This is a genomic window from Parvibaculum sp. (genome assembly GCF_040882025.1).
In the GTDB taxonomy this organism is placed as follows: Bacteria; Pseudomonadota; Alphaproteobacteria; order Parvibaculales; family Parvibaculaceae; genus Parvibaculum.
On sequence record NZ_JBBECC010000069.1, the window covers coordinates 9,093 to 33,856 of the forward strand.

Annotated in this window: 25 protein-coding genes and 1 pseudogene; 15 read left to right on the top strand and 11 right to left on the bottom strand. The window is 65.3% G+C overall.

Annotated elements, in window-relative coordinates; translation table 11 throughout:
* Window positions 1-30: 30 nt before the first annotated feature.
* The 7 genes from WEB61_RS04375 to WEB61_RS04405 form a co-directional block, all read right to left on the bottom strand.
* A complete protein-coding gene (locus tag WEB61_RS04375; protein WP_368063107.1) occupies window positions 31-1,389 on the bottom strand; it encodes a glycosyltransferase family 4 protein in 1,359 nt (452 codons plus the stop codon).
* Window positions 1,390-1,564: 175 nt separating this feature from the next.
* Window positions 1,565-1,975 carry a nuclear transport factor 2 family protein gene (locus WEB61_RS04380; protein WP_368063108.1) on the bottom strand — a complete coding sequence of 137 codons (411 nt, stop codon included), beginning with the start codon at window positions 1,973-1,975 and terminating at the stop codon, window positions 1,565-1,567.
* Between the two features lie 44 nt (window positions 1,976-2,019).
* The gene (locus WEB61_RS04385; protein WP_368063109.1) at window positions 2,020-2,397 is read right to left on the bottom strand and encodes a hypothetical protein; all 378 of its coding nucleotides are present in this window, start codon (window positions 2,395-2,397) and stop codon (window positions 2,020-2,022) included.
* A gap of 95 nt (window positions 2,398-2,492) precedes the next feature.
* Window positions 2,493-3,464: an alpha/beta fold hydrolase gene (locus WEB61_RS04390; RefSeq protein ID WP_368063110.1), complete on the bottom strand. Its 972-nt coding sequence runs from the start codon at window positions 3,462-3,464 to the stop codon at window positions 2,493-2,495.
* A 41-nt stretch (window positions 3,465-3,505) separates the two neighbouring features.
* On the bottom strand, window positions 3,506-5,002 hold the full coding sequence (locus WEB61_RS04395) for an FAD-dependent oxidoreductase (protein ID WP_368063111.1): 1,497 nt from the start codon (window positions 5,000-5,002) through the stop codon (window positions 3,506-3,508).
* An 88-nt stretch (window positions 5,003-5,090) separates the two neighbouring features.
* On the bottom strand, window positions 5,091-5,468 hold the full coding sequence (locus WEB61_RS04400; RefSeq protein ID WP_368063112.1) for a DUF423 domain-containing protein: 378 nt from the start codon (window positions 5,466-5,468) through the stop codon (window positions 5,091-5,093).
* Window positions 5,469-5,533: 65 nt separating this feature from the next.
* Complete coding sequence (locus WEB61_RS04405) at window positions 5,534-6,502, bottom strand: NAD-dependent epimerase/dehydratase family protein (RefSeq protein ID WP_368063113.1); 969 nt, start codon at window positions 6,500-6,502, stop codon at window positions 5,534-5,536.
* 156 nt (window positions 6,503-6,658) lie between these two features.
* Here WEB61_RS04405 and WEB61_RS04410 point away from each other — a divergent pair, with 156 nt between their 5' ends.
* The 10 genes from WEB61_RS04410 (at window position 6,659) to WEB61_RS04455 (ending at window position 14,153) form a co-directional block, all read left to right on the top strand.
* The gene (locus tag WEB61_RS04410) at window positions 6,659-6,835 is read left to right on the top strand and encodes a rubredoxin (RefSeq protein WP_368063114.1); all 177 of its coding nucleotides are present in this window, start codon (window positions 6,659-6,661) and stop codon (window positions 6,833-6,835) included.
* Window positions 6,836-6,967: 132 nt separating this feature from the next.
* Window positions 6,968-8,077, top strand: coding sequence for a hypothetical protein (locus WEB61_RS04415; RefSeq protein WP_368063115.1), 1,110 nt, complete (start codon window positions 6,968-6,970; stop codon window positions 8,075-8,077).
* Between the two features lie 2 nt (window positions 8,078-8,079).
* Window positions 8,080-9,120: a phosphotransferase family protein gene (locus WEB61_RS04420; protein WP_368063116.1), complete on the top strand. Its 1,041-nt coding sequence runs from the start codon at window positions 8,080-8,082 to the stop codon at window positions 9,118-9,120.
* Window positions 9,117-9,566 carry a hypothetical protein gene (locus WEB61_RS04425; RefSeq protein WP_368063117.1) on the top strand — a complete coding sequence of 150 codons (450 nt, stop codon included), beginning with the start codon at window positions 9,117-9,119 and terminating at the stop codon, window positions 9,564-9,566. The genes WEB61_RS04420 and WEB61_RS04425 overlap by 4 nt, the downstream gene beginning before the upstream one ends.
* 65 nt (window positions 9,567-9,631) lie before the next feature.
* Window positions 9,632-10,822 (top strand): MFS transporter, encoded by a 1,191-nt coding sequence (locus tag WEB61_RS04430; RefSeq protein WP_368063118.1) that lies wholly within the window; start codon window positions 9,632-9,634, stop codon window positions 10,820-10,822.
* Window positions 10,812-11,669: a TauD/TfdA dioxygenase family protein gene (locus WEB61_RS04435; protein WP_368063119.1), complete on the top strand. Its 858-nt coding sequence runs from the start codon at window positions 10,812-10,814 to the stop codon at window positions 11,667-11,669. Before WEB61_RS04430 ends, WEB61_RS04435 begins: the two co-directional genes overlap by 11 nt.
* Before the next feature lie 93 nt (window positions 11,670-11,762).
* Window positions 11,763-12,782 (top strand): NAD(P)-dependent alcohol dehydrogenase, encoded by a 1,020-nt coding sequence (locus tag WEB61_RS04440; RefSeq protein WP_368063120.1) that lies wholly within the window; start codon window positions 11,763-11,765, stop codon window positions 12,780-12,782.
* 74 nt (window positions 12,783-12,856) lie between these two features.
* Window positions 12,857-13,324, top strand: a complete 468-nt coding sequence (locus WEB61_RS04445) for a VOC family protein (RefSeq protein WP_368063121.1) — start codon at window positions 12,857-12,859, stop codon at window positions 13,322-13,324.
* Window positions 13,324-13,686, top strand: coding sequence for an ArsR/SmtB family transcription factor (locus tag WEB61_RS04450; protein WP_368063122.1), 363 nt, complete (start codon window positions 13,324-13,326; stop codon window positions 13,684-13,686). Before WEB61_RS04445 ends, WEB61_RS04450 begins: the two co-directional genes overlap by 1 nt.
* Window positions 13,683-14,153 (top strand): SRPBCC domain-containing protein, encoded by a 471-nt coding sequence (locus tag WEB61_RS04455; protein WP_368063123.1) that lies wholly within the window; start codon window positions 13,683-13,685, stop codon window positions 14,151-14,153. The genes WEB61_RS04450 and WEB61_RS04455 overlap by 4 nt, the downstream gene beginning before the upstream one ends.
* Here the strand turns inward: WEB61_RS04455 and dgcA are convergent.
* From dgcA to WEB61_RS04470, 3 genes are all read right to left on the bottom strand, one after another.
* A complete protein-coding gene (dgcA, locus tag WEB61_RS04460) occupies window positions 14,150-15,133 on the bottom strand; it encodes an N-acetyl-D-Glu racemase DgcA (protein WP_368063124.1) in 984 nt (327 codons plus the stop codon). The two genes, WEB61_RS04455 and dgcA, sit on opposite strands and share 4 nt — an antisense overlap.
* A gap of 93 nt (window positions 15,134-15,226) precedes the next feature.
* A complete protein-coding gene (locus WEB61_RS04465) occupies window positions 15,227-17,488 on the bottom strand; it encodes a CHASE2 domain-containing protein (protein WP_368063125.1) in 2,262 nt (753 codons plus the stop codon).
* A 162-nt stretch (window positions 17,489-17,650) separates the two neighbouring features.
* Window positions 17,651-18,046, bottom strand: coding sequence for a cytochrome c family protein (locus WEB61_RS04470; protein WP_368063126.1), 396 nt, complete (start codon window positions 18,044-18,046; stop codon window positions 17,651-17,653).
* Between the two features lie 199 nt (window positions 18,047-18,245).
* Here WEB61_RS04470 and WEB61_RS04475 point away from each other — a divergent pair, with 199 nt between their 5' ends.
* Genes WEB61_RS04475 through WEB61_RS04490 form a run of 4 tightly spaced genes read left to right on the top strand, consistent with a single transcriptional unit; the run spans window position 18,246 to window position 21,783 of the window.
* Window positions 18,246-19,421, top strand: a complete 1,176-nt coding sequence (locus tag WEB61_RS04475; protein ID WP_368063127.1) for an ABC transporter permease — start codon at window positions 18,246-18,248, stop codon at window positions 19,419-19,421.
* 3 nt (window positions 19,422-19,424) lie between these two features.
* A complete protein-coding gene (locus WEB61_RS04480; protein WP_368063128.1) occupies window positions 19,425-20,195 on the top strand; it encodes an ABC transporter ATP-binding protein in 771 nt (256 codons plus the stop codon).
* A gap of 5 nt (window positions 20,196-20,200) precedes the next feature.
* Window positions 20,201-21,109 (top strand): MlaD family protein, encoded by a 909-nt coding sequence (locus WEB61_RS04485; RefSeq protein WP_368063129.1) that lies wholly within the window; start codon window positions 20,201-20,203, stop codon window positions 21,107-21,109.
* An 11-nt stretch (window positions 21,110-21,120) separates the two neighbouring features.
* Entirely contained in the window at window positions 21,121-21,783 is a 663-nt protein-coding gene (locus WEB61_RS04490) for an ABC-type transport auxiliary lipoprotein family protein (RefSeq protein WP_368063130.1), read from the top strand.
* A 219-nt stretch (window positions 21,784-22,002) separates the two neighbouring features.
* Here WEB61_RS04490 and WEB61_RS04495 read toward each other — a convergent pair whose 3' ends face one another.
* On the bottom strand, window positions 22,003-24,204 hold the full coding sequence (locus WEB61_RS04495; RefSeq protein ID WP_368063131.1) for a hypothetical protein: 2,202 nt from the start codon (window positions 24,202-24,204) through the stop codon (window positions 22,003-22,005).
* A 272-nt stretch (window positions 24,205-24,476) separates the two neighbouring features.
* On the opposite strand from WEB61_RS04495, the pseudogene WEB61_RS04500 reads away from it, so the two are divergent.
* Window positions 24,477-24,764 (top strand): annotated as a pseudogene (locus tag WEB61_RS04500) (hypothetical protein); the annotation flags it as partial.

Below are 24,764 nucleotides of genomic sequence, written 5' to 3' on the forward strand. Positions count from 1 at the left end.
CAACCGAGGTCGAGCGCGCGCTGGCCGTCCCTAAGCCCGAGCACGTTCAAGTCGATTGTCTGCATCTGCTATTGTCTGCCTGTAAATGTCGACGCATTCGCGCGCCGCGCGTTCCCATTTGAATTTTGCGAGGATGCGCTCGCGTCCGGCCTGGCCGTATCGCGCGCGCATCTCGGGATCGTCGAGCATCGCGGCGATGGCACGCGCCAACGCCGGTGGATTGGAATGCGGCACGACGATACCGGCATCGCCGACGACCTCGGGCAGCGAACCGCCGTCGGTGGCGATGACGGGCGTACCGCAGGACATCGCTTCACCGCAGGGAAAGCCGAAGCCCTCATAGACGGAGGGTGAAACAGCGATGGTCGCCTCGTTGTAGATCCGCGTGATGTCGTCGTCGCTGACGCCGCCGATGAATTCCACCTTGTCCATGATGCCGAGCGTGCGCAACTCGTGCGACGTGTTGCCCTCGCGCAGCCGCCCGATGACTTTCAGCTTCAGGTTCGGCCGGGTCTTCAGCAGCTCGGCATAGGCGCGGATCAGGTAGATCAACCCCTTCAGCGGCACGTCGGCGCTGGCGCAGGCGACAAGCAGGTCGTCGCGGCGCTTTACCTCGGGCATGGGGTGGAATTGGATGTGGTCGATGCCGTGCAGCACCAGCCGCGTCTTCGAGATGTCGACGCCGAACTCGCGCGCGACGTCGCGGCGCGTGCTTTCGGATACGACGATCAGGGGATCGAGCTGGCGCGCGACCTTGATTTGCATGTTGAGGAAGGAATACCAGCGACGCTTCAGCAGCTTGAGCTGTAGCGTGTGTGCGTGGTCGATGTCGATGCGGCGGTCCATCGTGATCGGATGGTGGATCGTGCCGACGGTCGGCAGACCCATGTCGCGGATTTTCAGCAGACCCCAGCACAGCGTCTGATTGTCGTGGCAGACATCGTAGTCGGCGACCGTTCCGCGTACATAGCGCGCCATGCGTTCGCCGAAGGTGTAGGGCTCGGAGAAGCCACCGGTCGCATGGCTCCACCATTCGAAGAGATCGATGGGCGAGCCGAACATCCAGGGGCGCAGCGAGCGGATCGGATGCGGATTGGCATAGAGGTCGAGCGAGGGCAGCTTGATCAGCTTCACGCGAGGGTCGATTTCGGGATAGGGCGGACCGGAGATCACATCGACCTGGTGGCCGAGTTCGGCCAACGCTTTGGCGATGTGACGCATATAGACGCCTTGTCCGCCGGTGGTCGGGTTCGAGCGGTAGCTGGGTAGAAGGATACGGAGCGGCCGGTCGCCGGAAATGGCAGCCAGTTTCGGTGTTTCGGTGATGGATTTTTTCGCAGGCCCGGCCAGCGCGTCATCCGTCTCATTGCGCTCCAGCGCCTGCGACATACAGATTTCCTCGATCTCTCATGGTGTACGCCGGAGGCGGCGTCCGGATGGTCCGGCACGGATACAGGTCAAATATATCCCATGTTGCGCCGCATTAGAGCGCGGCGGATCATAACGGCATAGCGGCGAGGCAACAACCCGCTAACAAAAATGTCAGCGAGCGGCTTTGCGGGCGTCAATTCAGGCGGCGCCGCGGCGCGGGAACGTCTTCCTCGGGGTCCGGCGCGGCGCCCGACTGGTGATGGACCATCAGCCAGCCTTCGCCACTGCGGATGAAGATGTTGGTCGCCAGCAGGTAATCCGGGCCAATGCGCTCGTAGCAGATGGCGATACCGGTGTCGCCATGAATGCCGGCGCGAGCATGCAGGCATTCGATATCGGGGCTCGCCGGCCCGGCCAGGATTGCATGCCAGCTTTGCAGCACCGAGTCCCGGCCCTCGATGGGCGGCCAGCCGGGATGCAGGCAGGTGATGGGTTCCGCATCGGCCCAGAGTGCGCCCATCAGTGTTACGTCGCGTTCAGCGAAAGCCCGATAAAAGGTTTCGTTGGCGAACAGGAGGGCGGCACGGTCGCGGGCGATCGTCATGAGCTTGCCGGAGCTGGGAACCGGGTGCCCAGTCTAGCAGGCTTTCAGAACCCGGCGAGCATTGCCGGTCCTTCCCTGTGGCCGCCGAAGAGTACGGCATAGCCAGCCGCCAGCCCGACAAGGTTCGAGGCGAAGACCGCAACCAGCCACAATCCGAGCGGCGAGCGCAGAGCAAATTCCGGATTGCGCCAGATGAGCCAGAGCAGAAGCGGCGTCCAGAGCAGCACATGGCTCAGCGCCGGCACGCCGCCGGCAAACGCCAGGCCGATCAGCGACAAGTTGGCGAGCCAGACCGCCAGCACGGCGCGGGCCGCGAAATGGCTGAAGAAAAAGAAGACCGCCAGCGAATTGATGAAGATCAGCCAGGTCAGGAAGGCCTGCGGCAAGGCGGGATCGGCGAGGAGGCGCTCCATCCATTCCATGCCAATCTCCCCCCAGCCAGAATGACCAAATATCCTTATTTGGTCATTCTGGTCATTTCCGGGAAAGGCGGCAAGTCACATTTGTGCGAAGGCCGTCAGCCGAAGCGGCGTTTCAGCCAGTCGACCATCAGCCGGTTCAACTCGTCCGGCTTCTCCGATTGTGTCCAGTGGCCGCAATCGGCGATCACATGCTTTTCGAGGTCGGGGATGTGATTTTCCATTCCGATCGTCAGTTCCGGCCGGAGAACGATGTCGTCGGCGGCCGAAATCATCAGACAGGGCACGTCGATCTTTTCGACCTGGCCTTCGGTCAGCTGCCAGTTGCGCGTGAAGTTGCGGTACCAGTTGATGCCGCCCTCGAAGCCCGACTTCTCGAAGGCTCGGGTGTAGTAGTCGAGTTCTTCCTTGTTGAGCAATTGTGAGCCGAGCCAGGTGCTCTCGTCCGTCTCGAAGGATTTCAGGAACGACAGGTTTTTCTGGTCCGCGGGAAGGGCGTCGAAATCGGCAAGTTTCATCGCGCTCTTGCGGTACCAGAAGCGCATCGAGCGTGCGACGTCGGCGTCGAAGATCTTTTCCGCGACGCCGAACTTCTGGAAATAGACGATGTACATGTCCTCGCCGAAAACCATGCGCATGCCCGCAATCGGATCGATGGGTCCGCGCGGAATGAACGGCGTGTTGACGCCGATGACGCCGGCGACGCGATCGGGATGGCGCAGCGCCATTTGCCAGGTGACCATGCCACCCCAGTCGTGTCCGGCGAAAACCGCCTTCTCGAGCTCGAGGGCGTCGAGCATGCCGGCGAGGTCGTCCGTCAGATGCGCGATGTCGTAGAGCGGCACCGCGTCTGGTCCCTTCGGGCCGCCGGTGTTGCCGTAGCCGCGCTGGTCCGGCGCGATGGCGCGGAAACCCGCGCCCGCGATGGCGGGAAGCTGATGGCGCCAGGAATAACCGAGTTCCGGAAAGCCGTGGCACATCACGACGGCCACGCCGTCTTTCGGTCCCTGTTCGTAGACGGCCATCCTGATGCCGTTCGTGTCGACGTAATGCGGCTCAGGAAATTTCATCGCCGTATCCTCCCGGTTTCAAAGATTTATCGTTTGATTTTTTATGCGGCTTTCAGCCGTTCGACATCGGCGGTCGGCGACAGGCCAAGCGTCTTCATCATTTCGTCGCGCTTGGGCCCGAGCTTCGGCGGATAGTGGTCGGCATTGCGTCTTTTGCCGCGCGCCCAGGTGGTGAGGATTTTCGAGATGTTGCGCGGATCGCGCAGCCAGAGATTGGGCCGGTCGACCATGTGGAAGGCGCGCATGAAGGTGCGCAACAGTTCGATGTCGCTGCGCACCGCGGGCAGGATCGCGTCTTCGGCGAAACTCTTGATCACACGTGCCTTCATGCCCGGTTTGTAGTCGGGGTCGATCGCATTGCGCGCGCGCCTTGTGGCCGCCAGGTCCTGCTTCACCATATCGTCATAGTACTGACGAAGATCGAGCGCGAGGCGCTTGTGATAATAGGCGGCGCGCGCGGCGGGGTCCTTGCGGTCCAGCGCGTCGCGCAGCGCTTCGGCGGCGATGGCGGCGAAGGAACAGCCGCGCCCATAGAGCGGATTGGTGCGGATGACGCTGTCGCCGATCGGGAAGAAGCCGAGCACGCGCGGCTCGCCCTTCACCGTCATGTGCCGCCAGCGGCTGATCAATTCGCCCATGCCGAAAACCCGGCTGATGGGTGTCGATGTTTCGGGCGCGGTCCAGCGCGCGATGCCCGGCAGTTGGGCGCAGACGGCGTCGAAGATTTCGGGACGAACGACCGCCTTGCGCATTTCGATTTCGATTTCGGGCACTGCCAGCGTGATCGAGAAGCGGGCATTGTCGGCCGGAAAGAGGCCGTATTTGATGAAGCCGAGATCGCCGGCGCCCGGCACCTTGCCGCGCTCGGGCTCGGCCACGCCGTCGCGCAGCCGGTAGTGGCGGGTGAAATAGAGAATGCCCGCGCGTTCATTCTCTTCCGAGATGCCGGCGCCCGCTTCGTTGAGCCATTCGATCAACTGGCTGTTCTTGCCGGCGGCATCGATCACGATGTCGGCCGGCCAGTCGCGCCGCTCGCCGTTCTGTTCGACGGTGACGCCGGTGACCCGTAGCTTGCCGTCTTCGCGGTCGGTCAGAACGCCGCGCACCAGCGCGCCAGTCTCGAAGCGAATGCCGGGCTGGCGCGCTGCGTAGCGGCGCATGACCAGTTCCAGCGTCGTGCGCCGGCTGGTCAGGATCGTCATGTCCTCGTCGCCCGGCGCCGGCACATAGCGCTGCTGCAGTGTGGGCGAGAGGTTGTCGACGAAGCGGATTTCCCGGCAGCCGGCGGCCAGCAGGTCTTTCATCAACTCGGGGTAATTGTCGCGGATCAGCATGTGAAGCCGCGCCAGGAAGGCGTGGCTGTGGCGCAGATGGCCGACACCCTTGCGCTCCCAATGCTCGAAGGCTTCATCGGCCGAGGTGTCGGGCGGCGGCGGGTCGCGCTCCAGTATCGTCACTTCGCGGCCCGCGCGGGCCAGCGCCAGCACCGTCGACAAACCGGCGATACCGCCGCCAACCACCAAAATCCGCTCTGCCATACTCTCGTCTCCGCCTCGACTCCCGGCCCCGGCCCCGGCCCCGGCAGGAAAATAGACCGTAGTCTATTTTATTACAAGAGGTGACGGCTCAGCTTCCGCTTTTCGATGTCCACGCCGAAAAAGCCAGCGCCAGCCAGCCGGCCAGAAAGGCGACGCCGCCGATGGGTGTCACCAGCACCAATGCGCGGCTGCCGGTGAGACCCAGATAATAGAGCGAGCCCGAGAAGAGGATGGTGCCGACGAGGAAGGCCCAGCCCGCGGCCTGCGCGAAGGCGCCGCCACCTTGCGCTGCCGCCCAGGCGACGGCGATCAGCGCCAGTGCATGATACATCTGGTAGCGCGCACCCGTTTCGAAGGCTGCCAACTCCGCTGCGCCGACGCGCGCCTGAAGCCCATGTGCCGCGAAGGCGCCCAGCGCCACCGAAACGAGGCCGCTCAGCGCGCCGATGGTCAGCCAGAGTCGCATCCGGGTTTCTCCGTCAATATTGTTGGTGAAGCATCGGGCAAAGCCCGTCGGCGCGCAATGCGGTTTCAGCCCTTGCCCTGCATCAGCGCGGCGATGCCGGCGTCACGCGATATAACCGGCTCATAGCCGAGTTCGCGCCGCGCCTTGCCGATTTTCAGCGTGCAGTTGCGCGACAGCAGTGCCGCGGTATGCGGGTCGATGGGCGGCGGTGTCCGGCGCAATGTCAGGCGCCAGACGAGATCGAGAAACCTCGCGGCGCCGCGCGCGAGCCAGCCCGGCATGCTCTTGTCGGGTAGCTCGAGGCCGATGGTGGCGGCCATCTTCGTCATCATGTCGCGGAACGAAATCGGTTCGCCGCCATCGGTGATAAAGTAGGCCTCTCCGCCCGTGCCTTTGGTCAGCGCCAGGCGGATCGCATGGACGACATTGTCGACATGCACCGTGTCGGTGAGCGCGCGGCCCCTGTCGATCCAGGTGAAGCGGCCTGCCGCGACCATCGTTTTCAGCGCCGGCAGCAGCGTTTGATCGCCCGGGCCCCAGATGAAGCGCGGCCTGAGCACGATGGCCGTGAAGCCGTCGGCATTGGCAGCCCGAACGGCGCGTTCGGCCAGCGCCTTGCTGCGCGGATAGGGGAGCGGCGAGGTGAAGGCCATCGGTGCCGTCTCGTCGAGATCGTTCATCGCCTGTCCGTAAAAGAGCGCGGCCTCGGTGCCGATATGGACGAAGCGTTTGACGCCCGCCTTGCGCGCGGCCTTGAGCAGGCGCTCGGTGCCCTTCACGTTGATGTCGATGAATTCCCTCATCGGGCCCCAGGTCTCGACCTTGGCCGCACAATGCACCACCGCGTCGACGCCGTTCAGCATCGGGGCGTCGATGTTTTTGAGGTCGCCGCGAACGGGCGTCGCGCCGAGCGCCTTGATAATCGCGTCGGATTTTTCCGAACGGGAGAGGGCCAGCACCTCATTGTCGCGCGCCAGCTCCCGTGCCGCGGCACCGCCGACAAAGCCCGATGCGCCCGTGATGAAAATTTTCATGATTGCCCCTTTGTGCAGTGTTTCCTGAGCGAGCGGCATGCAACAATTTCGGGTCATATGGTGAATGGAGGATCGGGAACAAGGCCCGCCGATGCAAGTCACGCCGTGGTGAGCTAGGGTCGGCTTTGTATCCTCTCATGAACGAGGAGGCGCCTCATGGCGGAGCCCTACCGGAAATGGGTATGTGCGACCTGCAGCTTCATCTACGACGAGGCCGAGGGCTGGCCCGACGACGGCATCGCGCCCGGAACGCGCTGGGCCGACGTGCCGGAAGACTGGGTCTGTCCCGATTGCGGCACGCCGAAAGCCGATTTCGACATGGAGGAAATCTGAGCGGCGGCGCTTCCGCTGCGTCACGGTGCCTGAGGCGGCGTTGACCCTTGCCGTGCGCGCCGTCATTCTGGCCGCCAAGCAATCAAGAACAAATCCGGCCATTGAAGCCGGGCGGCGAGGGAGGCCAGCGCGATGCTCACCAAGGCGGACGATTTTCCGATTCATCAAACACCGGAGCCGATCGCATTTTCGGGCACCGACCGCAATTTCTACGACCGCTACTTCTTCAACGGCTATACGCGCGAGGGCGAGGTGTTTTTCGCTGCCGCGCTCGGCGTCTATCCGCATCTCAACATCATGGATGCATCGTTCTGCGTCATCGTCGACGGCGTGCAGCGCAATATCCATGCGTCGCGCTTTCTCAACATGGAGCGCATGGACACGCATGTCGGGCCGATCTCTATCGAAGTCGTTGAGCCGCTGCAATCGCTGCGCGTGCGCGTCGCCGACAATGAATACGGCATCACTGCCGATCTGACGTTCCACGGCCGTGCCCCGGCGCTGAAGGAGCCGCGCTTCACGCGCCGCAACGGGCCGCGCCTGCTGATGGACCTGACGCGCCTGACACAGAACGGCGACTGGGAAGGCTGGATCGAGATCGGGGGCACGCGTGTCGAAGTCACGCGCGATGCTTTTGTGGGCACGCGCGATCGTTCCTGGGGCGTGCGCCCCGTCGGCGCCCCCGACGCGCAGCCGATGGTGCCGACGATGCCGTTCCAGTTCTACTGGTTGTGGGCGCCGCTCAATTTCGAGGATCGCATCACGCTGTTCCACGTCAATGACGATGAACATGGGGAGCCGTGGAATCTTTCCGGCGTCATGTGCCCGCTGGGCCGTGACGCGAAACCGGAAGAAATGGATCGTGTACGCTCGGAGCTCAAATTCGTATCTGGATCGCGGCATGCGAAGTCGGCGTCGATCTTTTTCGAGAACCGCAAGGGCGACAAGACGCGTATCGATCTCACAGCCAAATGGAATTTCTACATGATGGGTCTCGGCTACGGGCATCCGGAGTGGGCGCATGGCGCACACAAGGGCGACAATGCGCTCGGCTATGAGGAATTCACGCTCTCCGACATCAAGAGCTTTGCGCCGCCGCATCTTCATATTCAGGCCTTCGTCAAAGCCGAAATGACGCTGCCGGACGGTTCGACGCGGGAAGGCGCCGGCATTCTCGAACAGATGATCATCGGCCCGCATGCGCCGTCGGGCTTCAAAGACGTTCTCGACCCGGCGAAATGACGATGGACGATCTTGCCCCCCGCATCGCCGCCTATCTCGCACACAAGATGCCGCAGGCTTCGAACGTCGAAGTCGCGGGCGTTTCGCGTATCCATGGCGGCGCCAGCCGCGAGACTTTCCGCCTGAGCGCCAGTTGGCAAGAGGGCGGAAACAGGAAAACACGTCCGCTCATTCTACGCCGCGACCCGGTGGCGAGCCTGATCGAGACGGAGCGTGACGTCGAATACAACGCCTATCGCGCGTTCCACCCGACCGGGCTGCCGGTGCCGGAGCCGCTCTATCTCGAGACCGATCTCAAATGGCTCGACCGGCCTTTCTTCGTCATGGAGCAGATCGAGGGCTGCGTGGCGGGCTCGCCCTTCAATGCCGAGCCTTACGGCCCGCTTGCCGAAACGCTTGGCCGCCAGTTCTGGAAGTATCTGGGGCGCATCGCCGCCGCCGAACCGAAGGAAATCGGTTTCGATGCCAATATGGGTTCCATTGCGCCGGATGCCTGCTGGAAGCGCGAACTCGACAAGTGGGAGCAGGTGATCGACGAGGATGAACTTGCGCCGCAGCCGGTCGCGCGCGCCGCGATCCGCTGGCTCCGCCGCAATCCGCCGCCGCCGGCGGAGAAAATTTCGGTCGTGCATGGCGACTACCGCACCGGTAATTTTCTGTTCAATCCGGAAGGCCATATCCGCGCCATTCTCGATTGGGAAATGTGTCATCTCGGCGACCCGCTTGAAGATGTCGCATGGGCTGCCGATCCGCTCTGGGCCTTCCAGCAGCCGGACAGGCCCGGCGGCATGATCGGCCGCGAGGAGGCCTTCGCGATCTGGGAGAAGGAAAGCGGCCTCAAGATCGACCCCGAACGCCTGCGCTGGTGGGCGATTTTCAATTCGCTGAAGGGGCTTGCGATCTGGATTTCGGCCGGCAAGGAATACCAGACCGGGGCCAATCGTGATCCGGTGCTGGCCTTTTCGAGCTGGTATTGCACCGATGTTCACAACCGCGTGCTGGCGAAGCGCCTCGCGGAACTGTCACGGGAGGCGCGCGCATGAAACCCGATGTCGATCTCGTGATGCAGGGCTTCTTCGGCACGTTGCTGATGGATGTCGCACCGCATCTCAACGCCGAATATTCGATGGGCAATGTCGGCATCATGGGCATGATGATGTTCATGACCGCAGAGGAGCACGACCGCGCCGCCGAAATCCGCGTTGCCGAAAACACCGAAATGCGGGCGCTGTTCGCCGAGGCGGCGCGTGTCGTCGAGGACACTGGCCTGAAGACGCGGCTTGGCGAAGCGGCGATCTCGCGCGATGCCTCGTTGCGCATCAAGGCGCTCGACGCGGCTAATGCCGTGCTCAGCGACGTGCTGATTGAGCTGCAGGCATATGTCGAGGCGTCGAAGGCACCCTGGGCGGGGCCGCTCGAGGTTCGCATCTGGGACTATCTCGTGGCCGCGACCGAACGGCGGAAGCTGCCGTTCCCGTCATTGGGCTAGGGTGGGGCTTCCCCCCGGCCCGCTGCCGCGCTATCAGTGAGCACCTTTCCGGGGCTCCCGTTTCCATGTCTTTCGCCGTCCGCCTTGCGACCGTCTACGGCACGATGTTCCTGTTCACGGGCGTCTACCTACCGTTCTTTCCCGTCTGGCTGAAATCGCAAGGGCTCGACGCGACCGAGATTTCGCTCGTTGTCGCACTTTCGCTTTTCCTGCGCATCGTCGTGAGCCCCTTCTTTGCCGCCGTTGCGGACCGGATCGGCGACCGGCGCCGCGTCATGGTCTGGCTTGCCTGGGCCTCGCTCGCCTCCGCGGCGCTCTTTCTCTGGGTCGAGGGCTTCGGTCCCATCCTCTTCGTCGCGCTGGTTCTCAACGCCGTCTTCCCGGCGATTGGCCCGCTTGTCGAAACGATCGCCATGCGCGCCCGTATCGATCAGGGCATGAACTACGGGCGGGTGCGGCTCTGGGGCTCGATCACCTTTATCGCCGCCAGTGCCGGTGCCGGCTGGCTGCTCGAATGGAACACGCCATCGATCATCGCGGTCTGCCTCGTGGCGGCGCTTGTGCTCAATGTTGCGGGCGTCTGGCTGCTGCCGCGCGAGACGCGGCCGACGGCGGCAATACCGCATCGCCGCCAGTTTGCGGGCGCGCTCGGCATTGGGCGTCATCCGATCTTCATTCTCTTTGTGCTGACGGCGAGCCTCATCCAGGCGACCCATGCCGTCTACTACGCGTTTGGTTCGCTTGCCTGGCAAATCCAGGGCTATTCCGACGCAGTAATCGGTCTCCTCTGGGCGACGGGCGTCATCGCCGAGATCGTTCTCTTCTACATTTCCGGGCCCATCATGGCGCGGTTCGGTGCCGTGCGCCTTCTGATGCTGGCGGGTGCCGCCGCCGGTCTCCGCTGGACGGTCACCGCCTTGAGCCCGCCCATTGCGATCCTTTTCGTGATGCAGGCGCTTCACGGGCTGACATTCGGTGCGGCGCATCTTGGCGCGGTGCAATTCGTGGCGCAGGCCGCGCCGCCTCGTCTCGCGGCGACCGCGCAAAGCCTCTACGCAGCGATGGCATCCGGCGTTATCATGGGATTTGTTACCATCGGCATCGGGCCGATCTACCAGATGCTCGGGCCTTACACCTATTTCGTCATGGCCGGTGCTGCGGTTGTGGCGCTTGCGGGAACGGCATTGCTCGCGTTGCGATGGCAAGGCGGGTTGATTGTGTCCGAGGACGAAGAGGAAGAAGAAAATGACGATTGAAGTCATTCCATCGGGCGCAGCGCTTGGGGCGGAGATTCGCGGCGTCGATCTGTCGAAGCCGCTGACGGACGATGCTTTCACGGCGATCCAGCAGGCCTGGTACGATCATGTCGTTCTGCTCTTTCGCGGCCAGAGACTTTCCGACGACGACCTGATCCGCTTCTCGCGCCATTTCGGCGAGCTCGACATCGCGCCCGCCAGCGCCACTGACATGGCGGGCTCGCAGGAAAAGTCGCGGCCGGAAATCTGGATCATCTCCAACGTGCTCGAAAACGGAAGGCCCATCGGCGCGCTGGGCGACAAGGAAGCGGAGTGGCACACCGACATGTCCTATGTCCCGGCACCGCCGATGGCGAGCGTGCTCTACTCATTGGAAATCCCGTCAAAGGGCGGCGACACCAGCTTCGCCAATATGTACAAGGTACTGGAGGCGCTTCCCGCCGATCTGCGCAGCGCTCTCGAAGGCCGCATCTGCAATCACGATGCGAGCACGACCAGCGTCGGCGAGTTGCGCGCGGGCGCCGATGCGGTTGCCGATGTGCGCACCGCACCGGGGGCGAAGCATCCCGCGATCCGCACCCATCCCGCGACCGGCGGCAAGGCGCTTTATCTCGGCCGCCGTCTCAACGGCTATCTTGAAGGTTATTCCGTCGAGGAAAGCGAGAAGCTGCTCGACCGGTTGTGGGCGCTTTGTGCGAAGCCGGAGTTTTCATGGACACACAAATGGGCGGTCGGCGACATGCTGATCTGGGACAATCGCTGCGCCATTCATCGCCGCGACGGTTTCGACGGGCGCGAGCGCCGCGTCATGCACCGCACGCAGATCAAGGGCGATGCCCCTCGCTGAGCCTGACCTTGCGTCAAATCGCATCCGTTTGACATCCGCTTTTTCTGCGCCAGTTATTGCACCAACAGCAATCGACGAACGGGAGGAAACGACATGCGCGCGATGGCCATTCAGGGCGCCTATGGCATCGAAAATCTGAATCCGTTGGAACGGGGCTTGCCGAAGCCGAAGCCGGGGCCGGGCCAGGTCGTGTTGAAGATGAAAGCGGCCTCGCTCAATTATCGCGATCTCGCGACCGTGCTCGGCTTCGGCGGCAACCCGAAGGCGTTGCCGCTGGTGCCGCTGTCGGATGGCTGCGGCGAAGTGATCGAGGTGGGCGATGGCGTCACGCGCCTGAAGAAGGGTGACCGCGTCGCGCCGCGCTTTTTCCAGGGCTGGCGTGCGGGCGGTCCGCGCCCCGAAGTGCTCGGCGCGACGGCGCTGGGCGGTCCCATCGATGGCTGCGCGCAGGAATATATGTGCCTTTCCGCCGAGGGGGTGTCGAAGGCGCCGGCCAATCTCAACGACGAAGAGGTTGCCTGCCTGCCATGTGCCGCGCTGACTGCATGGCGCGCGCTGGTCGTCGAAGGCAATATGAAGGCCGGCGACACAGTGCTGGTGCAGGGAACCGGCGGCGTTTCGATTTTTGCGCTGCAGTTTGCCAAGGCGGCCGGCGCACGCGTCATCGTCACGTCATCGTCGGACGAGAAGCTCGAACGGGCGAAGAAACTCGGCGCCGACGATTTCATCAACTACAAGTCGACGCCCGACTGGGCGATGGAAGCACGCAAGCTCACCGGCGGGCGCGGCGTCGATCACGTGGTCGAGGTCGGCGGCGCGGATACCTTTCCCCAATCGATCATGGCGGCGCGCGTCGGCGGCCATGTCGGTGTCATCGGTATTCTCAGCGGTTTGAGCAAGGACGTGAACGTCGCGGCAATCTTTGCGCAGAACCTCAAGATCAGCGGCGTCACCGTCGGCAGCCGCGCGCATTTCGAGGAGATGAGCCGCGCCATCGAGCAGAACGACATTCACCCCGTCATCGACAAGCGCTTTCCGCTCGCCGACGCGCAGGAGGCGTTTCGGCTGATGCAGGGCGCCTCGCATTTCGGCAAGATCGTGCTCGATATTTGAGAGATATATTTAACATCTTGATTATATATTAGCCTGAGTGTTAAATATCCCCCGGACAGCAACGGGAGGAAGACATGGTTGAAAAAACCGGAGCCGCGGCGGCGGAAGTCGTGCCGGCGCTTTTCTACGACGATCCGAATGCCGCCATTCCCTGGCTTGAACGGGTGTTCGGCTTCGAGACCAGTCTTTGCGTCACCGACAAGGACGGAAAAGTGCAGCATGCCGAGCTCGATTTCGGCAATGGCCGCGTCATGCTGGGCGGCACGGGCTGGGCCGATTTTCCGGCGAGCCCGAAATCGCTCGGCGGCCGGAACACGCAATGCGTTCACGTGCAGGTGAAGGACGTCAACGCACATCATGCTCGCGCCGCCGCCGAAGGCGCGACGATTGCGGCGCCGCCGGAGGATCAGTTCTACGGCGACAGGGTTTATCGCGCCTTCGATTGCGAGGGGCATTTCTGGACCTTCGGCCAGACGATCCGCGCGATGTCGCATGAGGATATGGAAGCGGCGGGCGAGTTTGTCGTGAAGGGCAAAGCCTGATGCGCGAGGCCGCGCCGCCGCCGGAAGAAATCGACCGCATTCTGTCGGCGCTTGCCGACCCGACGCGGCGGCGCATGGTCGACATGCTGCGCGAGGGCCCGCGCCGCGCCGGCGATCTCGCGGCCGCATTCGCGATCAGCGGTCCGGCGGTCAGCCGTCATCTGCGCGTGTTGCGCGAGAACGATCTCATCGAGGAGAGCCGCGAGGCGGGCGATGCGCGGGCGCGGCTCTACAGCCTGCGGGCGCAGCCGTTCACAGAGCTGCAGGGTTGGCTCGAGGAAGTGGCGGCCTTCTGGACTGTGCAACTTGGCGCCTTCAAGGCGCATGCGGAAAAGAAGCCGCGCAGGGGCAAACGGAAATGAGCGGCAAGGTTGCCGTCGCCGTCAGGCTCGCGGTCGATCCAGCCGAAGCGTTTCGCGCCTTCACGGAAGATGTCGATCTCTGGTGGCAGCGCGGCATCAAGTTCCGCTTTCATCCGCGCAAGAACGGCGTCATGCGCTTCGAGCCGGGCGAGGGCGGGCGTCTCGTCGAGGTCTATGACGAGGCGGCGGGCGACATTTATGAGGTCGGCCGCATTCTGGTCTGGCAGCCGGGCGAGCGTCTCGTCTTCGAATGGCGCGCACCGAATTACCGCGAGGGCCAGGTGACGGAAGTCGAGTTGCGGTTCCAGCCGGTCGAGGGCGGCACGCGCATCCTGCTCGAGCATCGCGGCTGGGAAACGCTGCCGGGCGATCATCCGGCGCGGCACGGCCTTGCCGATGTGCCGTTCCTCGGCACGATGGGCGGATGGTGGCAGGAGCAGCTTGCCGCGCTCAAGGAACGTCTTTAGCCCCAGAGGGCGGGTTCCGCCGGATGGACTGTGCTGCCCTCATAGCGCAGGCCGGGCTTGCGGTCCTTCGCCAGCAGCAACGGGCCGTCGAGGTCGACATAATCGGCGGCTTGCGCAATCAGCATCGCCGGCGCCATGGCGAGTGATGTTGCCACCATGCAACCGACCATCACGCGCAGCTTGCGCAACTTCGCGCAGCGCACCACCGACAGGGCTTCGGTCAACCCACCCGTCTTGTCGAGCTTGACGTTGATGAAATCATAGAGGCCGACAAGCCGCTTCATGCCCTCAAGCCCATGCGCGCTTTCGTCGGCGCAGAGCGGCACCGGACAGTCGATGCCGCGCAGTGCCTCGTCGTCCTTTGCCGGCAGCGGTTGCTCAATGAGCGCCACGCCGAGCCGCGCCAGTTCGCGCGCCATCGGCAACACATCGTCGGCTTTCCAGCCCTCATTGGCGTCGACGATCAGCGTTGCATTGGGCGCGCCCTGGCGCACGGCTTTGACACGGGCGATGTCGTCCGGGCCGCCGCCGAGTTTCAGCTTCAGGAGCGGGCGGTCGGCATTTTCGCGCGCGCTTTCGCGCATGGCGTCGGGTGCGGCGAGGCTCAGCGTATAGGCGGTGGTCACAGGCCCCGGTTCGTCGAGGCCGGCCAGTTTCCAGACGGGGCAGTTCGTCCGCCGCGCTTCCAGCGCCCACATGGCGCAGTCGATGGCGTTGCGCGCCGCGCCGCGCGGCAGGATGCGTTGCAGCTCCTCGCGGCTCAGGCCGTCGGCGATTTGCGGTTGAAGGGCGCGAATGGCGGCCAGCGTGTCCTTCTCGGTTTCACCGTAGCGCGCATAGGGAACGCATTCGCCGCGGCCCGTCAGGCCGTCTTCGCGCAGCGTCACGACGACGACACGCGCCTCGGTTTTCGAGCCGCGTGAAATCGTGAAGGCGCCGGCAATTGGCCAGGATTCGGTTTCGGCGTCGATCTCGCGCATGAAAAGGGCCGGCCTCTCGCGTCCTTCTGTGGGAGCGCGATCATGGCGTGGCGGCGTGCCGCCGCCAAGCCCCGAGTTGGGACAGACGGCGTTCTAGATGCGGCCGGCGAAAAAGGCGCCGTTCCAGTGCGGGCCGGGCGGGTTTGCCTCATAGGCGGCGATGCGTGCTTCGTAGAAGTCGTAAAGCGTCGGGATCGCGCCGTTGAGCTTGCGGCATTCGGCGATGGCGGCGCGTGCCTCGGCCCAGCGCTGGCTGCGATAGGCCGAGAAGATCAGCGTATGGGCTTCCTGCAGCGCGCGGAATTTCGGATTGGCGCGCATGATCGGGTCGCCCAGCAACGCATAGACGCGGCGGCCTTCCGGATGGCGCGGCGTCGATACGAGGTCGATTTCAAGCAGCGCATAGCGGCCGCCGACGCTGCGCTGCGTGCCTTCGCCGACGATGATCGCCGGGCCGTAGTGACGTGCATTCTTCTGCAGATAGGCCGCGAAGCTGACTGGCTCGCCCAGCACGCCGTAGTCGAAGCGCTGCACGGCGCCCATATTGCCGGTGATCGCCGTGCCGGTATCGATGCCGATCGACAGGCTCAAGGGCACATGGCTCAGATGCTGGCGGCGCGCATCCTCTTCGAGGAATTCGTTGAGCGCCTCGAGGTTCTCGACCATGCGCAGGGCGGCGTCGCAGCCCTTCGAGGCGTGATCCGAAGCATCGAGCGGCGCGTTCCAGACCGCATAAAGCGTGTCGCCGACGCCGCGATCCACCATGCCGTTGCGGTCCTGCACGATCTTGGTCATCGGCGAGAAGAAGCGGTTGAGAATATCGGCATAGGCGGTCGGATCTTCGAGATAGCGGTCGGCGATGATGTTGAAGCCGCGCAGACCCGCCACCACCGAGGTCACGTCGCGCAGCGTGCCTTCGGCGCGGATGAGGCGCGGATTGGCCTTCATCCGGGCAAGGCCCGATGAGGAGAGACGGCGGCCGAACTGGGTTTCGACGAAGCGGATTTCGTCTTCGGTGTGAAGCCGCGTCATCAGCGCGCAGGTGAAACAGGCGGCAAGCAGTGTCACGCTGCCCAGTGCCGGGTCGATCAGCCAGCGATGTGTTTCGAACGCCCACCACGATCCGTAAGTGCCGCCGGCGATCAGCAGCAGGGTCAGCGTCAGGCCCCAGCGCAGGCGGAAGCGGCGCACCACCAGAATGACGAGGATGCCGCCGAGGAAAATGAAAAGCTGTTCGGCGCTCGAGGCCCAGCCCGGCCGCACCAGGAAATGGCCACCCGCGATCTGGTCGATGGCGCTCGCCGCGATGGCGCCGGCGGCGAGGGACACGCCGGCCGGCGTGTCGAAGAAGCGTTCGACGCCGTCGGCCGAGACGCCGATCACGGCGATGCGGCCCGCGAGCGGCGGGGTGTCGCCGTCCCGCGCGAGCACTTTCCAGGCGGGAATGGTGACGCGCGTATCGTCGCCGCCGAAATAGAGCCGGAGCTTGCCGTCCCGCATCGTCTGTGCGACGAGCGGCGTGCCGTCGATTTCGACGCGCTCGATGCCGGGTTCCATCTCGAAGGAAAAGCCGCTTTCGGGCGCGACCACGACGGCGCGGTAGCCTGCGCCCTGATGCGCGACGCGCAGCGTCTCCAGCACGTTCGAGGGATAGAGCGTTCCGTCCAGATTGACCAGCAGCGGCAGCTCGCGCAGGCGGGCGCCGGGCGCGCCGTCTGGCAAGGTCGCGCCGACGCCGTGCGAGGCGGCCTCGAAGGGCGCGAGCGTCGGGCGCCAGTTCCTGTGTGCGTGCATATAGTGCCGCGGATCGCCGCCTTGCGGCGCGATCGATGCGGGCCGCGCCGGCATATGCGTGTCGCCGAAGCCCGGCCGGTCCGGCATGAAGGAGGTGATCGACGGTATCGCGCGCAGCCGGCCGGCCAGTTCGCGGTCATGGTCGGGCAGGCCTTGCAGCGCGGCCGCGAGACCGGCGAATTCGTCGCCCGCCGGCAGCGGCGCCCAGAGCCGCACCAGTTCGCGGGCGGCCGTCGGATCGGGCTCGGAAAGCGGCGCGTCGATCAGGATCGCCGTCGCGCCCGCTTCGCGCAGGCGGTCGACAAGCCCGGTCAGCCGCTTGCGCGGCCAGGGCCAAGCGCCGTGGCGTCGGGCGCTTTCGGCATCGATGTCGATATGGACGGCGCGGGGTCCCGTGGCGGCCGCTTCGCGCGGCAGGATCTGCTGATAGAGGTCGAAGGCCTGGTTCTGCAGGAAACTCCCCGCGCCGCGCGGATCGTAGATCGCGACGGCAAGGCCCAGCACCAGCACAAGGCCGGGCAGGATCGCGGAAAGTCTGCGGAAGGCAGGCGTCGGATTCATGTCTCACTGCGACCGCTCCGGCCGATGCGCCGGAACGGGTGCCCCATGTTGAAACTTTCGACCCCGCCTTTGTCTTGTTACGGGACAAAGACGGATGTCGCCACTGCTTTCGGTGCAGTAATCGTTCCAGTCGCGGGGAGCAGTATTATGGCGAAAAGAGGATTATTCCTCGCCAGTTTCGTGCTTCAGATAGGCGATCAGGTTGGCCCGCTCCTCGGGCTTCTTCAGGCCGGGGAAGGCCATGCTGGTGCCGGGCACCATGGCGGCGGGCTTTTCGAGATAGGTCATCAGCGTTTCTTCGGACCAGACGAGGCCTTCCTCGCCCTTCGCGGTCATCGCCTTGGAATATCTGACGCCCTCCTTCGTGCCGGCCGTGCGCCCGAAAACGCCGTGGAGATTGGGACCGATGCCGTCCTTGCCGCCTTCGTCGAGCGTGTGGCAGGCCTTGCAGCGGGCAAAGATCTTCTTGCCGGCGGCGAGATCGACCTCGTCGGCAAGCGCCGCCGACACCGAAAACACCAGGGCAATCGCCGTCAAAGCCGCATGGAAAGCACGCATGGGAACACCTTTCTGAAGGTCGGGACCCGGAACCGGGCTCGCTTGCCGCCGGGAGGGACACAGAAACTAGACTAAATCGCCGCGTGGGGAAAACCATGCGACACGCGCGCACGCCGGAAAACGGGGGATTGCTTGCCGCGGGCCGGGCGCAAGGGCAAAGTGGCGGCAGTCGGAATAAGCGACGGGGGATGGGGGCGATTTGGCCGGAGCGCGCGAATCAGCAAGGTCGGAGCCCGGGGCAGGCGCGCCGGCGTCCTGCGAGACCGGCATCGATGGCGAGACCCTGCACATCGCCCTGTCGGGCGACTGGTCGATCGTCCATCTCGATCCGGTCGACCGGCAATTGCGGGCGCTGACGGCCGCGCCGCCCGCCGCTCGCAAGGCCGAGATCGACTTTGCGGGCATCGACCGCTTCGACACGGCCGGCGCCTGCGTGCTGGCGCGGACCGCGCGGCTGCTCGAGGCGCGGGGTCTATCGGTCGCGCTGACGAATATGAGCGAGGCGCAGCGCCTCCTGAGCGACAAGATCGGCGCGGGCGGGGTGCCCGAACCAATCGCGCATCCGGCACAACCGTTCCACATCGAGGTCACCGGCCGGATCGGCGCGGCGATGCGCGCGATCGGCGACGAGGCCCTCGGCATGCTCGCTTTCGTCGGCGCCGTCGTTTCGACGTTGGGCCGCACCATCGTCCATCCATCCCGCCTGCGCGTCGTTCCTTTCGTCCATCATATGGAGAAGGCGGGTTTCGACGCGCTGCCGCTCGTCTGCCTGCTGACATTCCTGATCGGCGCCGTCGTCGCCCAGCAGGGCGCGGTGCAGCTCAGGCAGTTCGGCGCCGAGGTCTTCACCGTCAACCTCATCGCCATCATCTTTCTGCGCGAGGTCGGGCTTCTCCTCACCGCGATCATCGTCGCGGGCCGCTCGGGCAGCGCCTTCACGGCCGAAATCGGCTCGATGAAAATGCGCGAGGAAATCGATGCGATGCGCACGCTCGGCCTCGATCCGATGGACATGCTGGTGGTGCCGCGCGTGCTGGCGCTGATCGTGGCGCTGCCGATGCTGACCTTCGTCGCCAACATCATGGGGCTTTTCGGTGGCGGCGTGGTGGCGCAATTCATGCTCGGCATGTCGCCGGGCGTCTATATCCAGCGCGTGCACGAGGCGATCGGCTTCTGGACCTTCGGCGTCGGTATCGTCAAGGCGCCTTTCATGGCCGCCACCATCGCGCTGGTCGGCTGCCGCGCCGGCATGGCGGTCACGGGGAGCGCCGAATCGGTCGGTGCGCAGACGACGCGCTCGGTCGTCTATTCGATCTTTCTCGTCATCGTTCTCGACGCGCTGTTTGCGATGTTCTTCACGGCGGTGGATATCTAGGCGATGCGCAAGGGCGAACCCATCATCGAAGTCGAGGGCCTCGTCACGCGGTTCGGCGACAATGTCGTCCACGAAAATCTCGACCTCACCGTGAAGCGCGGCGAGGTGATCGGCATTGTCGGCGGTTCGGGCACCGGCAAATCGGTGCTGCTCAGGACGATCCTCGGCCTGAAGAAACCGGATGCCGGCCGCATCCGCGTCTTCGGCATCGATCTGGCCGAGCTGCCGGAGGAAGAGCGCCGCATCCATGAGCGGCGCTGGGGCGTGCTCTTCCAGGACGGCGCGCTCTTCTCCGCGCTCACCGTCGCGCAGAACATCCAGGTGCCTTACCGCGAGCATCTCGATCTGTCGCCGGCGCTGATGGACGAACTCGCCGCCGTCAAGATCGCGATGGTGGGTCTCAAGCCCGAGGCGGCCACGCTCCTTCCCGCCGAACTTTCGGGCGGCATGCGAAAGCGCGCCGGTCTTGCCCGCGCGCTCGCGCTCGACCCCGAAATCCTCTTTCTCGACGAGCCCACCGCCGGCCTCGATCCGATCGGCGCGGCCGCCTTCGACGAACTGGTCAACGATCTCAAGGAAACGCTGGGCCTGACCGTTTTTCTGGTCACCCACGATCTCGATACGCTGTATGCGACATGCGACCGGATAGCGGTTCTGGCCGAGAAGCATGTTATTCTCGTCGGCACGATCGACGACATGCTGCTGAGCCGGCACGCCTGGGTTCACGAATATTTTCACGGGCCGCGCGCGCGCGCCGCCTTTGCGGGCAAGTGAGAGCCATGGAAATCAAATCCAACAATGTGCTGATCGGTGCCTTCACGCTGCTGACGCTGGCCGCCATCTTCCTGTTCGTGCTCTGGCTCAACAACGTTCAGCTCAACCGGCAGTTCTCCTACTACAAGATCGTCTTCGACGGTTCGGTGTCCGGCCTCTCGGAATCGGGGCCTGTGCAATATAACGGCCTGCCGGTCGGCAAGGTGACCGAGCTCTATCTGATGGAGCGCAATCCCAACAAGGTCGTCGCCGTCATCGAGGTCGATGCGCGCACGCCGATCAAGGAAGACTCGGTGGCGCAACTGGAGCTTTCGGGCCTCACCGGCGTCGCTTTCATCCAGATCACGGGCGGCAGCGAGAAATCGGCGGCGCTCGAAGCGAAGCCCGGTCAGGATTATCCGGTCATCCGCGCCGCGCCGTCGACGCTGCAGGACCTGCTCGCGGCGGGGCCCGAAACGCTGCAAAGCGCCAACAAACTGATCCGCGATCTCAACAAGGTCGTCACCGCCAATCAGCAATCGATCACCGAGGCGCTCGACAATCTCAACACCATGTCGGCGGCGCTGGCCGGCGGCTCGGACGACATGCGCCGGGCGATCAAGCAGCTTTCCGAAGCGTCGGTGCATCTCAACAGCCTCAGCCGCAACGCCGATGCGCTGCTGAAGGACGATGTGCGCCTCTTCCTCACCGATGCGCGCGAGGCGGCGCGCTCCTATCGTCTGGTGGCGGAGGAACTCGATCAGATCCTGAAGCAGGGCGGGCCCGGCATCGGCGCCGGCATGGCGCAGTTGCCGCAGCTCGTCGCCGAAACGCGGGCGCTTGTCGCCTCGCTCGACCGCATCGCGTCGCGCGCGCAGGACGATCCGGCGCGCTTTCTGATCGGCAACAACGTGCCCGAGGTTCGGGCCGAATGAGGGGGTGGGGGATGAGTTTGCGAAAGATGCTGCGCGCCGGGGCGCTTGTGCTCACGCTCGCGCCGCTCGGCGCCTGTGCGCTTGCCAATGTCGCCGGCGAGCCGGCGCCCGACCTCTATGTGCTGACGGCACCCTCGCCGCAGGCGCCCGATGCGGCGCCTGCCATGCGTGCCCAGATCGTCGTCGAACCCTTCTCGGCGCCGGCCGCGCTCGACACGGCCCGCATCGTCTTCCAGCCCTCGCCCAACGAGATCAAATATTATGCCGGCGCGCGCTGGAGCGATCGCGCGCCGCGCATGATCGCCGCGCTTGCAGTCGAGACGCTGCACAATACCGGCCGCTTTCCGGCCGTCATCGGCGCGGGCAGTGCCGCGCGCACGGACCTCGCGCTCACCGGCGACGTCAGGCAGTTCGCCGCCGCCCGTGTCGCGGCGCAGGGTCTCGGCCAGACGTCGACGGAAGCGCGCGTCGTCTTCTTCGCCCGCCTGTTACGGGCTTCCGACCGCTCCATCGTCGCGTCGCGCGAGTTCTCGGCCACGGCGCCATCCGCCAGCGGCAAGATGACGGACATCGTCGCCGCATATGACGCCGCGCTCGGTCAGGTGCTGTCGGACATCGCGCTCTGGACGCTCGACGAAGGCGCAAAGGCCTGGCCGAAACCTGCGTCGTCTTAGGTGTTCACGCGAAGGCGCGAAGACGCGAAGACGCGAAGAAGAAAGTAAGAAAGGACTCACGCGGAGGCGCGGAGCCGCGGAGAAGAAGATAATTGTTGCGCCTTCGGCGCGAAGCGCCATTAAAATCTCTCCGCGGCTCCGCGGCTCCGCGTGAAAAAATCTTTCTTTCTTCTTCGCGCCTTCGCGTGAACCCCTTATTGACCTGTGCCGATGCACGTCTCAGCCGAGTTTCCCCGTCGCCTGTCCCAGCATCAGATAGACCTTGCCGGTGTCCGACGTCAGATAGGTCTGCACCAGAATGTTGTCGCGGTCGCGCGCGGTGGCCGCGCCCAGCAGCGATTCGAAGGTCGTCGTGAAGCGGTCGACATGGGTGCGGAACTCGCCGTCCTTGCGGTATTTCGCGGCGATCCGGTCGTAAAGCTCGCGGCCCGCCAGGTTGTAGAGCCGGCGGGTGAAGACGTTGCGCTCGCCTGCCTGATAGCGCTGCCACAATTCCGCCGGCGGGCTCTGTTCGAGCGCGGCGTCGAGATCGATCGCAAGCGCCTGCAGCGTCTCGATGACATGCAGCGAGGCGCGCTGGAAGTCGCCGTCGCCCGTACCGGCGAGATCGGCCGGATCGGCGGCGGGCTTGTGCTCGGCGGCGGCGAGCAGTTCCGACAGGCCCCAGCGGCGCTCGGTGTTGCGCGGCGTCTGTGGCGGCGCGGGCCGCGCGGCGGGGAGGGGCGGCGTCGCCTCGCGCAGCGGCGCCGAACGGTCGAGCAGGCGCGCATGGCGGACGACGATTTCGGCGATGGTCGCCAGCGCCGACACCTGTTCCTGCAGCACGTTCTTGAGCGCGCGCGCGCTTTCGGCCGCCTCGCCCGGCAGTTCGTCGATGCGGCCCGCCAGATCGTCGGTCGCCTCGTGCAGCGCGCGGCCGGCCTCGCGCGCCGTGCCGCCGAGGCGGATCATGGCGGCGTTGAAGCGCTCGGCCGCGTTGTCGCTTTCCGATGCCGTCGCCTCGATCAGCCCGCGTATCTCGCCGGTGCGGCCGGCAAGCTCGCGCGTCAGCGCCTCGGTGACGCGCGTCACTTCCTCGCTCATCGAGACGGTCGCCGACCTCACCTTTTCGGTGGTGCGGTCGATGGCGTCGGTCGCCGAGCGCGCGACGTCGGTCGAGAGCGCGCCGGTCGCGGCCTTCAGCTCGTCGACGGTCGCGCCGATGGCGCGGGACGCGGCGCCGGCCGAGCGGCTGACGGCGGTCGAGGCGCTTTCGGCCTCGGCGGCGGCGTCGCGAATTTCGCCGGCGATCGTCTCGCGCAGGGCGGCGGCGCGCGCGGCCGCGCTGTCGAAACTCGTTTCGATCCCGGTGCCGAGGCTTTCGACCGCCTTGCCGATCTCGGCCGTGTGGCGCGCAAGCGCCTGATCGGCCGTTTCCATCGTCTGGCGATGGGCCTCGAAGCTCGTGTCGAAGCGTTCGCGTTCGGCGCCCAGGCGGTCGGCCGCATCGGCGATGACGGCGCGCTGGCGCTCGTAGCGCTGGCCGAGCTCGTCGGCCTTTGCGAGCGCGCCCGTCGCCACCACTTCGAGGCGCGAGGATTGATGGTCGAGCATGGCCGTCGTCGCATCGGCGCCGGCGCGGGCCGCCTCGCTGACGCGGCCAAGCGTTTCGGCCTGCGTGGACACGGCGTTGCCCGCTTGCCGGAGGTCCTCTTCGGCCTTGCCGGTCAGCCCGCGCACCGCGTCCACCTGTTCGCGGATCGCGCGCGAAATCGCGTCGCTTTCGCTGCCGAGCGTCTTGGCGATTTCCTCAAGGCTCGCGCGGTGGCGGCCGATCAGTTCCTCCATCGTCCGGGTGCGGAATTCGGCGCGTCCCGTGCCGCGGTCGATCTCCTCGACTTCGCGCGTGACGATCTCCTTCAACGCGCCGGCCTGTTTCAGCGCCGCTTCGAGCCCTTCGCGCATCTCGGCGAGCTCGCGGCGCACCGCGCCCGAAATGGTGGCGATCTGGCCGCTTGCGAAATCTTCCGGGTCCGACAGGCGGATCGCGGTGCGGGCCAGCGCGTCGGCCATCAGCCGCATCTCCTGGCCGCGCCAGACGATGAAAGCCAGCATCCAGATCAACGTCAGCGGCGCCAGCGCGGCGGCCGCGATCAGCCCGGTTTCGAGTTGCGTCAGCGCTTGCAATCCGTCGAGCCCGTAGCGCCCCCAGAGGAAGGCGGCTTCCGCGCCCAGCACGAAAAGGCTCGCGACCGCCGCCGCGCCGATGATGCGGCGGCTCGGGCGGCGGGCGATCAGTTTCATCAGCGCGCCGCCGGTCGGGCTGTCTTCATTGGCGGCGCGAACCTGCGGCTCGGCCGCAGCCGCGCCCGTTTCGGCGGCCACGCCTGTCGCGCCGTTGTCATCCGTGCCGGATTTGGTCGGCAAGTCTTTGTTTTTCATGAAGTCTCCGGCCTCCCCGCTGGCGTCGTCCCAGCCTGTCCGATGCCCCCCGCGCCGTCAACCTTAACACCGTCTTGCCGCTTTTGGGCGCCGTTCATGGCCTGCTTGCCCGCCGCGCTTGAGCTTTTGTTAGCCATAACTGCAAGACGCATCGCCACCCGTCCGGGCGTGGTGGGGCTTTCCGGCACCGTGGGTCACACGGCTTAACGATTCAGTACCCCCTTGGCCCCTAGACTTTCCGGCAGCGGGAATGACGGGATGGAGTGGCTCCGATGAAACCCCAGGTGAGAGTGGCGACGGTCAAGGCGGCGGGCACGCCGATGAATTTCCGCGCCGGCGAGGTGCCGGTACCGGCCGCGCGCCCGCTCGACCTGGTGCATCTGGCGAAATACACGCTCGGCAACCGCGCGCTGGAGATCGAGCTTCTCGGTCTCTTCCGCGCCCAGGCCGGCATCTATATCGAGCGCATCGAAAGCGCCGTCACCGCCATCGACTGGAAGAACGCGACCCACAGTCTCAAGGGTTCGGCCAAGGGCCTCGGCGCCTGGCCGCTCGCGGCG

What these genes read in the sequence shown, in the direction of transcription:
- WEB61_RS04375 (WP_368063107.1), bottom strand. Translation starts at nt 1,389, where the DNA reads ATGTCGCAGGCGCTGGAGCGCAATGAGACGGATGACGCGCTGGCCGGG.
- WEB61_RS04380 (WP_368063108.1), bottom strand. Translation starts at nt 1,975, where the DNA reads ATGACGATCGCCCGCGACCGTGCCGCCCTCCTGTTCGCCAACGAAACC.
- WEB61_RS04385 (WP_368063109.1), bottom strand. Translation starts at nt 2,397, where the DNA reads ATGGAATGGATGGAGCGCCTCCTCGCCGATCCCGCCTTGCCGCAGGCC.
- WEB61_RS04390 (WP_368063110.1), bottom strand. Translation starts at nt 3,464, where the DNA reads ATGAAATTTCCTGAGCCGCATTACGTCGACACGAACGGCATCAGGATG.
- WEB61_RS04395 (WP_368063111.1), bottom strand. Translation starts at nt 5,002, where the DNA reads ATGGCAGAGCGGATTTTGGTGGTTGGCGGCGGTATCGCCGGTTTGTCG.
- WEB61_RS04400 (WP_368063112.1), bottom strand. Translation starts at nt 5,468, where the DNA reads ATGCGACTCTGGCTGACCATCGGCGCGCTGAGCGGCCTCGTTTCGGTG.
- WEB61_RS04405 (WP_368063113.1), bottom strand. Translation starts at nt 6,502, where the DNA reads ATGAAAATTTTCATCACGGGCGCATCGGGCTTTGTCGGCGGTGCCGCG.
- WEB61_RS04410 (WP_368063114.1), top strand. Translation starts at nt 6,659, where the DNA reads ATGGCGGAGCCCTACCGGAAATGGGTATGTGCGACCTGCAGCTTCATC.
- WEB61_RS04415 (WP_368063115.1), top strand. Translation starts at nt 6,968, where the DNA reads ATGCTCACCAAGGCGGACGATTTTCCGATTCATCAAACACCGGAGCCG.
- WEB61_RS04420 (WP_368063116.1), top strand. Translation starts at nt 8,080, where the DNA reads ATGGACGATCTTGCCCCCCGCATCGCCGCCTATCTCGCACACAAGATG.
- WEB61_RS04425 (WP_368063117.1), top strand. Translation starts at nt 9,117, where the DNA reads ATGAAACCCGATGTCGATCTCGTGATGCAGGGCTTCTTCGGCACGTTG.
- WEB61_RS04430 (WP_368063118.1), top strand. Translation starts at nt 9,632, where the DNA reads ATGTCTTTCGCCGTCCGCCTTGCGACCGTCTACGGCACGATGTTCCTG.
- WEB61_RS04435 (WP_368063119.1), top strand. Translation starts at nt 10,812, where the DNA reads ATGACGATTGAAGTCATTCCATCGGGCGCAGCGCTTGGGGCGGAGATT.
- WEB61_RS04440 (WP_368063120.1), top strand. Translation starts at nt 11,763, where the DNA reads ATGCGCGCGATGGCCATTCAGGGCGCCTATGGCATCGAAAATCTGAAT.
- WEB61_RS04445 (WP_368063121.1), top strand. Translation starts at nt 12,857, where the DNA reads ATGGTTGAAAAAACCGGAGCCGCGGCGGCGGAAGTCGTGCCGGCGCTT.
- WEB61_RS04450 (WP_368063122.1), top strand. Translation starts at nt 13,324, where the DNA reads ATGCGCGAGGCCGCGCCGCCGCCGGAAGAAATCGACCGCATTCTGTCG.
- WEB61_RS04455 (WP_368063123.1), top strand. Translation starts at nt 13,683, where the DNA reads ATGAGCGGCAAGGTTGCCGTCGCCGTCAGGCTCGCGGTCGATCCAGCC.
- dgcA (WP_368063124.1), bottom strand. Translation starts at nt 15,133, where the DNA reads ATGCGCGAGATCGACGCCGAAACCGAATCCTGGCCAATTGCCGGCGCC.
- WEB61_RS04465 (WP_368063125.1), bottom strand. Translation starts at nt 17,488, where the DNA reads ATGAATCCGACGCCTGCCTTCCGCAGACTTTCCGCGATCCTGCCCGGC.
- WEB61_RS04470 (WP_368063126.1), bottom strand. Translation starts at nt 18,046, where the DNA reads ATGCGTGCTTTCCATGCGGCTTTGACGGCGATTGCCCTGGTGTTTTCG.
- WEB61_RS04480 (WP_368063128.1), top strand. Translation starts at nt 19,425, where the DNA reads ATGCGCAAGGGCGAACCCATCATCGAAGTCGAGGGCCTCGTCACGCGG.
- WEB61_RS04485 (WP_368063129.1), top strand. Translation starts at nt 20,201, where the DNA reads ATGGAAATCAAATCCAACAATGTGCTGATCGGTGCCTTCACGCTGCTG.
- WEB61_RS04490 (WP_368063130.1), top strand. Translation starts at nt 21,121, where the DNA reads ATGAGTTTGCGAAAGATGCTGCGCGCCGGGGCGCTTGTGCTCACGCTC.
- WEB61_RS04495 (WP_368063131.1), bottom strand. Translation starts at nt 24,204, where the DNA reads ATGAAAAACAAAGACTTGCCGACCAAATCCGGCACGGATGACAACGGC.